This window comes from Pseudomonas hamedanensis (genome assembly GCF_014268595.2).
Taxonomy (GTDB): domain Bacteria; phylum Pseudomonadota; class Gammaproteobacteria; order Pseudomonadales; family Pseudomonadaceae; genus Aquipseudomonas; species Aquipseudomonas hamedanensis.
This window is the reverse complement of record NZ_CP077091.1, coordinates 312,482-325,502: the sequence shown is the minus strand read 5'-3', so window position 1 is coordinate 325,502 and position 13,021 is coordinate 312,482. Positions and strand designations below refer to the sequence as shown.

Annotated in this window: 6 protein-coding genes; 5 read left to right on the top strand and 1 reads right to left on the bottom strand. The window is 57.5% G+C overall.

The window, feature by feature from the left end:
• Nucleotides 1–17: 17 nt before the first annotated feature.
• The 4 genes from nuoM (at nucleotide 18) to HU739_RS01380 (ending at nucleotide 4,227) form a co-directional block, all read left to right on the top strand.
• A complete protein-coding gene (gene nuoM / locus HU739_RS01395; RefSeq protein ID WP_016775285.1) occupies nucleotides 18–1,550 on the top strand; it encodes an NADH-quinone oxidoreductase subunit M in 1,533 nt (510 codons plus the stop codon).
• A gap of 7 nt (nucleotides 1,551–1,557) precedes the next feature.
• A complete protein-coding gene (nuoN, locus tag HU739_RS01390; RefSeq protein WP_101159113.1) occupies nucleotides 1,558–3,021 on the top strand; it encodes an NADH-quinone oxidoreductase subunit NuoN in 1,464 nt (487 codons plus the stop codon).
• Between the two features lie 400 nt (nucleotides 3,022–3,421).
• Nucleotides 3,422–3,853, top strand: coding sequence for a type II toxin-antitoxin system Phd/YefM family antitoxin (locus HU739_RS26655; protein ID WP_225922792.1), 432 nt, complete (start codon nucleotides 3,422–3,424; stop codon nucleotides 3,851–3,853).
• Complete coding sequence (locus tag HU739_RS01380) at nucleotides 3,850–4,227, top strand: type II toxin-antitoxin system VapC family toxin (RefSeq protein WP_186551803.1); 378 nt, start codon at nucleotides 3,850–3,852, stop codon at nucleotides 4,225–4,227. The genes HU739_RS26655 and HU739_RS01380 overlap by 4 nt, the downstream gene beginning before the upstream one ends.
• A gap of 309 nt (nucleotides 4,228–4,536) precedes the next feature.
• Here HU739_RS01380 and HU739_RS01375 read toward each other — a convergent pair whose 3' ends face one another.
• Nucleotides 4,537–9,060: a hypothetical protein gene (locus HU739_RS01375; RefSeq protein ID WP_217844295.1), complete on the bottom strand. Its 4,524-nt coding sequence runs from the start codon at nucleotides 9,058–9,060 to the stop codon at nucleotides 4,537–4,539.
• Between the two features lie 333 nt (nucleotides 9,061–9,393).
• On the opposite strand from HU739_RS01375, the gene HU739_RS01370 reads away from it, so the two are divergent.
• Complete coding sequence (locus HU739_RS01370; RefSeq protein WP_186549951.1) at nucleotides 9,394–13,017, top strand: Tc toxin subunit A; 3,624 nt, start codon at nucleotides 9,394–9,396, stop codon at nucleotides 13,015–13,017.
• The last annotated feature ends 4 nt before the right edge of the window (nucleotides 13,018–13,021 follow it).

The following is a 13,021-nucleotide window of genomic DNA, read 5'->3' as shown; positions in this document are numbered from 1 at the left end:
AAGGAAACGAGCCCGTCATGATTCTGCCTTGGCTAATCCTGATCCCCTTCATCGGCGGCCTGCTGTGCTGGATGGGTGAGCGCTTCGGCGCAACCCTCCCGCGCTGGATTGCGCTGTTGACCATGACCCTGGAACTCGCGCTCGGCCTCTGGCTGTGGGCCCACGGTGACTATTCATTCGCACCGGCGCCGGGCGCCGATCCGACCTGGGCGCTTGAGTTCAAGCATGTCTGGATCCAGCGTTTCGGCATCAACGTGCACCTGGCCCTCGACGGCCTGTCGCTGTTGATGATCCTGCTGACCGGTCTGCTGGGTATCCTCTCGGTACTGTGTTCGTGGAAAGAGATTCAACGCCACGTTGGTTTCTTCCACCTGAACCTGATGTGGATCCTGGGCGGAGTTGTCGGCGTGTTCCTCGCCCTCGACCTGTTCATGTTCTTCTTCTTCTGGGAAATGATGCTGGTGCCGATGTATTTCCTCATCGCGCTCTGGGGTCACAGTTCTTCGGACGGCAAGAAAACCCGGATCTACGCGGCGACCAAGTTCTTCATCTTCACGCAGGCTTCCGGCCTGATCATGTTGGTGGCGATCCTCGGTCTGGTGCTGGTCAACTTCAACAACACTGGCGTGATCACTTTCAACTACGCCGATCTGTTGAAAACCAAGATGTCGATGACCACCGAGTACATTCTGATGCTCGGCTTCTTCATCGCCTTCGCGGTCAAGCTGCCAGTGGTACCGTTCCACTCGTGGCTGCCTGACGCTCATGCCCAGGCGCCGACCGCAGGTTCCGTCGACCTCGCCGGTATCCTGCTGAAAACCGCCGCCTACGGTCTGCTGCGTTTCGCCCTGCCGCTGTTCCCGAATGCTTCGGCCGAGTTCGCACCGATCGCCATGACCCTCGGTCTGATCGGGATTTTCTACGGCGCGTTCCTGGCGTTCGCGCAAACCGACATCAAGCGTCTGATCGCCTTCTCTTCCGTTTCCCACATGGGCTTCGTGTTGATCGGCATCTATTCCGGCAGCCAACTGGCGCTGCAAGGCGCAGTGATCCAGATGCTCGCGCACGGTCTGTCGGCAGCGGCACTGTTTATTCTCAGCGGTCAGCTGTACGAGCGTCTGCATACTCGTGACATGCGTGAGATGGGCGGTCTGTGGTCGCGTATCGCTTACCTGCCGGCGATCAGCCTGTTCTTCGCCGCGGCGTCGCTGGGCCTGCCGGGTACCGGTAACTTTGTCGGCGAGTTCCTGATTCTGATCGGCTCTTTCGCCAGCGCTCCATGGGTCACGGCGATTGCCACTTCCGGTCTGGTGTTCGGTTCGGTCTACTCGCTGATCATGATCCACCGTGCCTACTTCGGCCCGTCGAAATCCGACGCGGTGCTGCACGGTATGGACGCGCGCGAACTGATCATGGTGCTCGGTCTGGCGGTGCTGCTGATTTACCTCGGCGTCTACCCGCAACCGTTCCTCGACACCTCTGCCGCCACCATGCATGGCGTGCAGCAGTGGCTCGGCACCGCCTTCTCTCAACTCGCTTCGGCCCGGTAAGAGCGCTATGGAATTCACGATTCAACACTTTATTGCGCTTGCGCCACTGTTGATCACCAGCCTCACCATTATCGTGGTGATGCTGGCAATCGCCTGGCGCCGCAACCACTCGCAGACCTTCCTGATTTCGGTGGCGGGTCTGAACCTGGCGCTGCTGTCGATCCTGCCGGCCCTGAAAGTCGCGCCTCTGGCCGTGACCCCATTGCTGCAGATCGATGCCTTCGCCTGCCTGTACATGGCGATGATCCTGGTCGCCACCCTCGCCTGCGTCACCCTCGCCCACGCCTATCTGGGTGATGGCGGTTCGGGTTACCCGGGCAACCGTGAAGAACTTTACCTGCTGATCCTGATGGCCGCTGCCGGTGGCCTGGTGCTGGTCAGCGCGCAGCATCTGGCCGGGTTGTTCATCGGTCTGGAACTGCTCTCGGTACCGGTTTACGGTCTGGTGGCTTACGCCTTCTTCAACAAGCGTTCGCTGGAAGCCGGCATCAAGTACATGGTGCTGTCGGCCGCGGGTTCCGCGTTCCTGCTGTTCGGTATGGCGTTGCTGTACGCCGATGCCGGTTCGCTGAGCTTCGTCGGTATCGGTCAGGCCCTGGCCGCCACCGGTCTGCCAAGCCCGCTGGCGCAACTGGGCTTGGGCATGATGCTGATCGGTCTGGCGTTCAAGCTGTCGCTGGTACCGTTCCACCTGTGGACGCCGGACGTTTACGAAGGTGCTCCGGCACCGGTAGCGGCGTTCCTCGCGACCGCTTCGAAGGTGGCAGTGTTTGCGGTGATGGTGCGTCTGTTCCAGATCTCCCCTGCCGCAAGCAGTGGTGTACTGAGTGACGTGTTGAGCGTCATCGCGGTCGCCTCCATCCTGTTCGGTAACCTGCTCGCCCTGACCCAGAGCAACCTCAAGCGTCTGCTCGGTTACTCGTCCATCGCGCACTTCGGCTATCTGCTGATCGCACTGGTGGCGAGCAAGGGTCTGGCAGTGGAAGCCATTGGCGTGTACCTGGTCACCTACGTGATCACCAGCCTCGGCGCGTTCGGCGTGATCACCCTGATGTCGTCGCCGTACAACGGCCGCGACGCCGACGCTCTGTACGAGTACCGCGGCCTGTTCTGGCGCCGTCCGTACCTGACTGCCGTGCTGACCGTGATGATGCTGTCCCTGGCCGGCATCCCGCTGACCGCCGGCTTCATCGGCAAGTTCTACATCATCGCCAGCGGCGTCGAAACGCGTCAGTGGTGGCTGGTGGGTGCGCTGGTGCTGGGCAGCGCCATCGGCGTGTTCTACTACCTGCGCGTGATGGTCACCCTGTACCTGATCGAGCCAAACCTGCGTCGCCACGACGCCCAGTTGCACTGGGAACAAAAGGCAGGCGGCGTCATGCTGCTGGCCATCGCCCTGGTTGCGTTCTTCCTGGGTGTTTACCCGCAGCCATTGCTGGTGCTGGTACAGCAGGCGGGTCTGGCGGGCTGATTGCCCGGCGGGTCTGGCTGAAAATGAAACGGCACCTTCGGGTGCCGTTTTTGTTTTTGTAGAAGTTGATATCGTGGGCGCTTGTACTGGCCTCGTCGCGGGCAAGCCCGCTCCCACAAAATTATCGGCTGCCACCAGATCCACTGTAGGAGTGAGCCTGCTCGCGATGGCGTCGTACCAGTCGATGGATATGCTGACTGACCCACCGCTATCGCGAGCAGGCTCACTCCTACACTGGACCTGTGTGCTCCGTTTTGTAAGATTTTTTACCGACCCACTCGCATCCTCATACAAACTCCGAAAGCTCTCGCCTTAACCTCCGCTTCGTCCTACAGCCAACCTTTAGCGGATAGTTCTAAGGTGGGTGCCTTGGCAGGTGGACACTGAATCGAGGCGAGTAATGAAACGAGATATATTTTGTGAGTTGATGGAAGGTGTCGATGCTTTGGCTGCCCATCGACAACGCAATGTTGCGCAACTGCACTATCAGCGCAGGTCGACAGATCGGCCACTTGGCTGCACGGAGCATTGGCGCGACTTTGCAGCCCTGAAATATTCTGGCTATATTTGTCCAGAACACGGGGGTGAACTGATGATCATTGTTCCGCTGGCCGAGGCCAAAAACAATTTATCCAAACTCGTCGATGATGCCGCAGCCGGACAAGTCATCACCATTGCCAAGCATGGCCGGGCGATGGCTCGCCTTGTTCCGATAGGGAAACCCAGCGCACAGCGCATTGGCGCGATGAAGGGTAAGCTCGTTATGCCCGAAGATTTCGACTCACCTTTGCCCGACGACATATTGGATGCATTTGAAGGCACGCAGGCATGAGGCTTCTGCTTGACACGCACATTCTGCTCTGGACGCTGAGTGATGACGACAGATTGACCACCAAAGCCAGAAAGCTCATCGAACATGCGGCCGATATCTACATCAGTGCGGCCACGTTCTGGGAAATGGCGATCAAGGTCGGACTCGGAAAGCTGCATGTCGACCTGGAAGAAATCCGTCAATATTGCCTTGACAGCGGGTTTATCGAATTGCCAGTGAGTGCAGAACATGCGATTGCGGTGAAAGATCTTGAGCACCATCATCGGGATCCGTTTGACCGTATCATCGTGGCCACCGCAATGACCGAGCCGATGAAGTTGCTCACGGCTGATCCTTTGGTTGCTCGGTACACCGATCTGGCTGTTCTGGTCTGAACCCAGCGGTGGCAGGTCAGTCAACGTCTCTGTGTTTGACACACCGCTTTCGCGAGCGGGCTCGCTCCTACAGGAATCTCGGGTGCCACGGTTCTTCGAGCACCACCGATCCAATGTGGGCTTCATCCAGCTCTGCCAGATATTGAGCCATACGCTTATTCAGTTTTCTCTTCCTGACGCTTGAGGTGCTTCAAATTCATATGACGCCGCGATGCACAGGCCATAACGAAAAATGCTCCGTATCTTTCGATACGGAGCATTTTCCTTGAGCGCTGCGCAGATTGTATTGCTCTGTGAGCGAGCCCGCAGTCAGTCAGTGATAGTACTTCCATCATAGCCGTTACGAATGGTCAAACTCACAACCTGGCCATCGTCATAGTAGACGTACAGCCAACCATCTGACTGAGTCCTACGCTGCACGTCTCCCGAACTGGAAACAGTGACAGTCACCGGAATATCCCCTGCTGGCTGCCCGGAGAAAGCAGACGCCACTCGCACGCCATATCTCCAACGCCCGGCAATCTCCCGGGGCCCGTCCCTTTCAGTTATCTCCACCTTGTTGTGCCCCAGAGACATCGGTATATCCGGGGATTTGTAGTCCCACATCCACGAATCCAGCCACACTGCGAAGTTGCCGGCTTGACCGCTGTTGGCGCAATCCAGCGTCCAGCTCACGCCCTTCTCCTCCATTTTTTGATCCCAATGCGGGCTCACGGTGACTCCGAGGTCTGTTCCTTCCCGGGACAACATCAATTTTACGGATTGGCCAAGCAAAGGGCTGTTGGGTTTGGGACGCATGCTTATCGTATGTGTCGCACCCAGGCAGGGATAGGCCGCTTCGCCTGAGAAAACTTGCGGGAACGTATCGAGATCGACATCCACGAACTGGTCGTAATCGCCGGGTATCAACCGTCCCGGCAGTTGCAAGTCGGACAGCACCGGACTGGTCAGGCGCAGGCCGAAGATTCCACTTTGATTCGGCGCCGAAGAAATGGTCCAAGACGTGTACTGCGCTTCTATCTTCTGTGGCGTTCCCAGTTCCGGATCAGAGATCAAACCCCGTTCCGTCGCGCCCCACAGGTCTTGCAAAGTGAGGTAGGAGCCCCACAAATCATTAGCGGGCTTGACTGAAAATAGCAATTGGTAGGGTTTTCCTGCCACCAGCACGAGATCGCTTTTGGCCAGGTCAACGGTTTTGCCGTCCAGATAAAGAATGGCTTGCTCCGCCCAGTCATCCTGCAACAAGGCCGTCACCGGGTAGGTCTGCGTCATGGTGACGCCCGCATTGGCGTCGGTAATGTCTGCCACGACAACACTTTCTCCAACAGTCTCAGGCTGATAGGCATAGGAGGCCCAACCGTAGGCATCAGTAACTGTTGTGGCCAGTGCGTCCGATACGCCTTTCATGCGCCACACCACTTTCACGCCTTCGGCCACCTCGCCGGTGTCACCCAAAAACAACTGAATCCGTAACATGACACTCTGTCCGGATCCCACCACCGGATTACCAAGCACCGGGATGGCGTCGGCGATTCCGTACAGGGCATCAACTATCTCAAAATCACGTGGCTCTGAATATTCGGAAACGTCCCCCTCGTCGGTCTGCCGTACCTGAACAGTATAGAAACCGATCGGCCACATTTCTTCGTCCCAACGCCAAGACGCGCGACCTTCGACGGTGGCAATCGGCGTCGCCAGATCCTTGGCGTGATACAGAACGATCTCCCCGCGTGTCTCTCCCTGACCTCTGATTACGACTCTGCGCGGAACCAGGCTGTTGGGCGTCGGCGCCGATACAACCGGTTTTTTCGGCAACGCTCTGACTGCCAACAGATGCGGCTCACTCCATTCGGACTCTGGCCCGCCAGCTTTTTGTTTTACCTGAAGTGCGTTCGTCCCGGGATGCAAGGGCTTATCAACTTTAAACTCCAGAACGCCCTCAGCGTCCGCGGTGTCCGAATGCAATGTCTCGCCTGCTTCAAGCCGCACGGTTACCGTTGCATTGGGCAGGCCGGCGATCCTGATGATGGGCCGTGTCGGGGTACTGCCACCTGCCATCGGTTGTTCGAACCGAGGCGCGTCAGGTCGCTCCCCTACCTCGACGAAGAATGTGCATTCAATACTTGGGTCGGAGTCGATTGCATTGACCGTCTGTACTACTTTGACTGTGTTGCTTCCGGGCGCCCATTCTGCCGTCGGTGTGAAGGTACGGGTCGCTCCGCTACCGCTGAATTCGCCCTCCACCGCGCCTGCCTCGTTGGATACATGCAGGGTTACGGCACCGGTTGAAAAAACATCGGTAATGGTCAACGCCTCGTCCGCTGCCGCCGGATTGGGCAGCGGTTGAATCGCGGGTTTAGATGGCTTGACGTAGAACTCAAGCAAGTCAGTTGCAGCGGACGTCTGCCCGTCTACCGTCTGCACCGCCTTGATGTGTTTTGCTCCCGGCGGCCAGGTATAAGCAAAAGACCATGTGGTTGCGCTGTAGCTCAGAGTACCTGCAATGGGGTTACCGTTAGAGTCTTGCACCACAACCGTCGCCCCCGTCATGCAGGCTCCTTTCACCAGCACATTGCCCAGATGACTGGTTTTGGGCAGCGGTTCGGTAATTGTTGGCAGTGGAGGCGTAATGTAGAACTCAAGCAAATCAGTCGCAGCGGAAGTCTGCCCGTTTACCGTCTGCATTGCCTTGATGTGTTTTGCTCCCGGCGGCCAGGTATAAGCAAAAGACCATGTGGTTGCGCTGTAGCTCAGAGTGCCTCCAATGGGGTTACCGTTAGAGTCTTGCACCACAACCGTCGCCCCCGTCATGCAGGCTCCTTTCACCAGCACATTGCCCAGATGACTGGTTTTGGGCAGCGGTTCGGTAATTGTTGGCAGTGGGGGGTTGATGTAGAACTCAAGCAAGTCAGTCGCAGCGGAAGTCTGGCCGTTTACCGTCTGCATTGCCTTGATGTGTTTTGCTCCCGGCGGCCAGGTATAAGCAAAAGACCATGTGGTTGCGCTGTAGCTCAGAGTGCCTCCAATGGGGTTACCGTTAGAGTCTTGCACCACAACCGTCGCCCCCGTCATGCAGGCTCCTTTCACCAGCACATTGCCCAGATGACTGGTTTTGGGCAGCGGTTCGGTAATTGTTGGCAGTGGGGGGTTGATGTAGAACTCAAGCAAGTCAGTCGCAGCGGAAGTCTGGCCGTTTACCGTCTGCATTGCCTTGATGTGTTTTGCTCCCGGCGGCCAGGTATAAGCAAAAGACCATGTGGTTGCGCTGTAGCTCAGAGTGCCTCCAATGGGGTTACCGTTAGAGTCTTGCACCACAACCGTCGCCCCCGTCATGCAGGCTCCTTTCACCAGCACATTGCCCAGATGACTGGTTTTGGGCAGCGGTTCGGTAATTGTTGGCAGTGGGGGGTTGATGTAGAACTCAAGCAAGTCAGTCGCAGCGGAAGTCTGGCCGTTTACCGTCTGCATTGCCTTGATGTGTTTTGCTCCCGGCGGCCAGGTATAAGCAAAAGACCATGTGGTTGCGCTGTAGCTCAGAGTGCCTCCAATGGGGTTACCGTTAGAGTCTTGCACCACAACCGTCGCCCCCGTCATGCAGGCTCCTTTCACCAGTACATTGCCCAGATGACTGGTTTTGGGCGGCGGTTCGGTAATTGTTGGCGTCGCCGGCCTTACAGTGAACTCATAGTCGTCCGCCCAGCCTGAGTCAGAACCCAGGTTCTGTTTTGCAGTAATGCTGTGTTTCTTGACTGGCCACGGCGCAGACGCGGTAATCGACCAAGCGCCATTCGTAGCAAGGGTCTTGGATAACTGAACACCGCCGCTGCCGCCCGTATTAAAGATTTGGAGCAGGGCACCACTGATCCCGCCTGTTCCGCTTATGGTCGGTTTCAAGTCTACCGAAACAGTGACCCCGCCAATCACCGGCTTCGCCGGCGGGCTTACAGTGAATTCATATTCCTTTGCCCAGCCTGAGTGAGAACCCAGGGTCTGTCTTGCGCTGATGCTGTGTTTCTTGACTGGCCATGGCGAAGATGCAGCGATCGACCAAGCGCCATCAGAAGCAAGGGTCTTGGATAACTGAACGCCGCCGATGGCGCCCGAGTTAAAGATCTCAAGCACCGCCCCCTTGATCCCGCCTGTTCCGCTTATGGTCGGTTTCAAATCTACCGAAACAGTGACCCCGCCAATCACCGGCGTCGGCGGCCTTACAGTGAACGTATAAGCGTCCGCCCAGCCTGAGTCACCATATTTGTTCTGTTTTGCAGTGATGATGTGTTCCTTGATTGGCCACGGCGAAGACGCGGTAATCGACCAAGCGCCATTCGAATCAAGGGTCTGCGATAACTGAACCCCGCCGCCGCCGCCCGAGTACCAGATTTCAAGCACCGCCCCCTCGACCCCGCCTGTTCCTCTAATGGTGGGCCTCCTGTCAGCAGACACAGTCACGCCAGTGATCGCCGGCTTGGGCAACGCGGCCATCTCCATGTCCCCTGACCAGGCCCACGCACTCCAGCCAATGGGCATTTTATATTCAATTTTGAAATAGAACCCCGCGCCGGGGGGAATCAAACCGGCGGGGACAGTGAGGAAGATTCCCACACCTCCTAGGGGCCATCCTGAAAACCTCTTCAGCCTGGTGGGGCCGATATGAATGTCGATGTTCCATGACAAAGCCCCAGGTATAACGATAAGCGCATCAATGTCGAACCCCTGATAAACCCTGCCTGGCATGGGCTTCAGGATGGCAGGGGCGACCCACAAGACTTCCGGATCATCACGTTTACCGCCACCTGCACTTTCGTCTTCAATTAGTCCGTCGTCGTTTGCCATGGCTTGATCCTGTACCGTTGAGTTCTGTGTGCTGCACAACTTTCGCCGATGGCGCGGGAAATACCACCTGTAAGAACTGACAGTCCGGACAAACGGCCTCAACATGTTTGTGTATCGCGCTAATAGGTAACCTCACCTCACAAGTGTCTAAACAGAGGAATCAGCAGGCTGCGCAGATAAGAAATAAAAAAAGGTTTTTTAAGCCCATTACGCATATAAAAAAGTCGCAACCTGTCAACTATGACAGGTTACGCCCCCCCCATTTACAGTTAGCGTGATCCTGCCGGGCATTGCATCCATCAATGCCACCCTTCTGGTAGGAGCCTCACCGTCATGGCCGATGACAACACCTCGCTGATCAATTCGCTCGTCAACACTGAAAGTCCCTTGAAAAAAGGGCGGATCGACTTCGCCACGGCTATGCAGAAAATGGGCTTCACATCGGTCTTCGACATCGTCCGCCTGCCTGAACCGGCGTTTGTGCGCCAACTCGCCCAATACAGCGATGACGACGCCACACTTGCCTATGACAATGCCATGGCTTACGCGGCGCTGATTGCGCGGCTGTACCGTGAGCACACAACTTCGTCGGGGACATTCCAGCAGCTGGCCCAGCGCAGCGGCGTACGTGCGCTGGTTCCGGTGGGGCCAACATATGCCAATCTGTTCAAGGAGAACTGGGACGAGTTCTGCAAGGTCGGCGCGCTGGCCGCCATCGACTCACCCGTGGCCTATCTGAGTGCACTGCGCAAATTCATCAAGCAACTGGAAGCGACCAGTACAGACGCCAAGCGCATCTTGCTGGACGACCGCCGCCCTGACTTGAAAGACCTACTGATCGACCAGGAAAGCACCCACACGCCAAGACCGATGCTGGACATCGTCAACGAGGTCCTGGAACGCAATCTGCGTCGATATCTGGATGGAATTTCACGCAAGAACTCACAGCCAATTCACCAGGTACTGGCCGATCGGCGCTACCCCTTCGAAATGCCCTACAACTTCTACCACCATCAGTGCCAACTGGGCCTGACCGGTACAAAACCGCAGCTGGGCGAATTGAACTACCGGGTCAGCCGGCTGTTGCCGATCAAGCAGATCGCGAAAAATGAATATGGCGAAGTACAGGAGCCTGTATTGCAAGCGCAACGGTTGTTGTGTGGGTTGAGCCCGCAGCAACAAAGCTTGTTGATCGAGCCCTCGGTGTTCAGCAACTTTTACCTGACCCGCCATGACCTGAACAAGGGCTGGAAAAGTGCCGGCACCACCCATTTGAGTCCTCACGCAGCGATGGACACCTGTTATCTGCTTGCGCCGGATCAACAGGATATCGCCAACGTCAACCCAACGGCCCTTGATCCTACAGACGCAAATGGCCCGCACAACATCGCAGACATTACCTTTCACAACGCGGCGCTAACGCAGGTCGCCAAGGTGAATATCAGCTCCACCACCCAGGACAGCCCCTCTAGCTGGTTGGTGAATCGCCTGCACGCCGCGCAAGCGAATATTTTGGTTTCCTCCCTCAAAGCCAGCCCGGAACTCGCCGAACCCGATGCGCCGGGATACACCGCCAGATTCAATTTGCTCACTGCAACGGGCACCATCGCTGCACCGATAAAACTGGCCAGGCAAAGTTTTACCCTCACGCTCGATGATGAGTACAACCTCAATGCCGCCGAACAAGCCTTTTTCAAACAATCCTATGGTGTCGAAGCCTCGCAAACCTCGCCCCTGTGGCACCTGACCCTGCTGACCGACTTCATGGCACATACCGGCCTGAACGCCGAACAGGTCGAAATGCTCCTGTGCCGTCGCACCTACGCTGTACGCCTGTCACCGAACTGTCCGAGCCTTAATCCGCAGCACACCGGTGTGACCCTCCCGGGCAGTGCGGGCAAGGTGTTGCCATTCCCGTACCCAAACCACTATGGCGCCTGCTACGTCAATGGCACCGGTACTGGGGCAGACCTGTACGACAGTCAGCAGGCACCCACACCCGAATCGATCATTCGCGACCAGTTCGACAATGCCATGGGCCTGGAGCAAAACACGCTGGGAGACAGCAAACCTTGGCGCCTGACCAAGACCTCACTGGATCGCCTCGACCGCCTGCAACGCATGATCCGCCTGCAACGCTGGACCGACATCCCCTTTGCCCAACTGGACACGCTGATCATCAGCGCCATCCGCGCCGAGGGTGACGCCAACCTTGGGATGGAACTCAGCGAAAACACTTTGCGCGCCCTCGGTGTCTATCGTTATCTGAACCAGCGTTACGGCATAAAGCCTGAGGAATTCGCCGCGCTGCTGCACGACCTCACGCCCTATGCCAGTGGCGAGAATGCCGTGCCGTTGTTCGATCAGGTGTTCAACAGCCCGCGGCTGTTCGACACGCCTCTGATCCTTGATCAAACGCTGATCAACCTCGACGCCACTGATGCCGCGACACAAAAAACCCTGCTACAGCTGTGCGCCGGCCTTGGCTTGCAACCGACCGAAGACTCATTGCTGTTGCTTGCGAAGCAGACCACAAGCTACGTGGGTCCGCTCAAGCGCGACCTGACCAGCGTTTCTTCACTCTATCGCCAGGCCCGACTCGCCCGGATGTTTGGTTGCCCGGCTGGCGATCTGCTGACGCTGGCCGGATTGCTCGGTGGCGCCGCCTACAGAAGGGCGTTGGCCAGTGGCAGGTTGAGTCTGCAGACAACTTCCGCGACGCCAGCGACGGAACCCGCGCCATCGCCAGCGCCGGACATTCTTGACGTGGTGATGCAACTCGACTTTGTCTTCGCCTGGCTCAAGGACAGCCAACAGACCGTAGCGCAATTGCAGCAGCGTCTGGCGACCACCGCCGCGCTGACAGCCGAAGAACCGCAAGATCGCACGCAAGTCAGGCTGGCCGGGCTTGCCCCTCTGCCAGATAACCTGCGCGAACGCCTGGTCCGGCTGCGCAATGACGTCATAAATTGCGTAGTAACTCGAAAGCAGCTTGCCGCACTGGGTTTGCCACTCAGGACTGATGGCAAATCCAGACAAGCTGATATTTCATGGTTTGAATTACTGGTCAGCCACCAACTGCTCGATAACGACGGGTTGTTGCCTGGGCTTGATAAGCGACTGAGTCTGGTTGACGCGCCGGACATCTGGCTCAAGACAGACATTGAAAAGGCGCTCGCCCTGATCAACCTGAGCCCGGAGGCCAAAGCCATCTGCGAGGAAAAACTCGTCGAGTTTTTCCTTGATGCGCACGACCGGCAAACACAACTGATTGAAGGCTTGTTTCAGGAAACCGCCAAGCTACCGCCAGAGCGTTGCGTTGCGGTCATTCACTGGGGCCACGAGTCGGTCTACAGCCTGTTGCGTGAAGCGCTCGCGCAAGAATCCGATTCCGCACTGGAGGAGTATTTCCAGCGCATTTCGCGCCATGCCGAGATTGCCGTGCAACTGCGATTGAGTAACAGCGCGCTGCGCCTGTTTCTGGTAAATCCGCTGTGGCTTGGCCTTTACCCTGTGAGCAACAGCGAGCCCTCGTTCAGCGACCTGTATCTGTTCGAACGTTTCAGTCATTGGTTCCGCCACCAGAGCCAATCGGAAGACAGCCTGCTGAGCTACTTCAGCCTGGCCAATCCGCCCGCAGCCAAACTGAAAAACAAAGCCTTGCGCAAGGCTGTCAGCGAAACGGCCAACATGGCCCTTGCCAGGCTTCTGGAATGGTCGGAGGCGGAAGTTGCCATTCTGACCGAGACGCTCACGCAGAACCGCGCTTGCTCGATGGCCGAGGTGGACTGGGTACATCGTTGCCAGGCCGCCTGCCTGGCCAGCGGGCTGTCAGCCAAAGCGTTGCTGCAAGCCACTGACCTGAGTGTGCGAAGCCCGCTCGATGCCTGGAAAGCTGTCGGTGACGCGGTCATGACCGCCAGCGCTGAGGCCTCCTCAATATCTGTCCCGGATTAAGGAA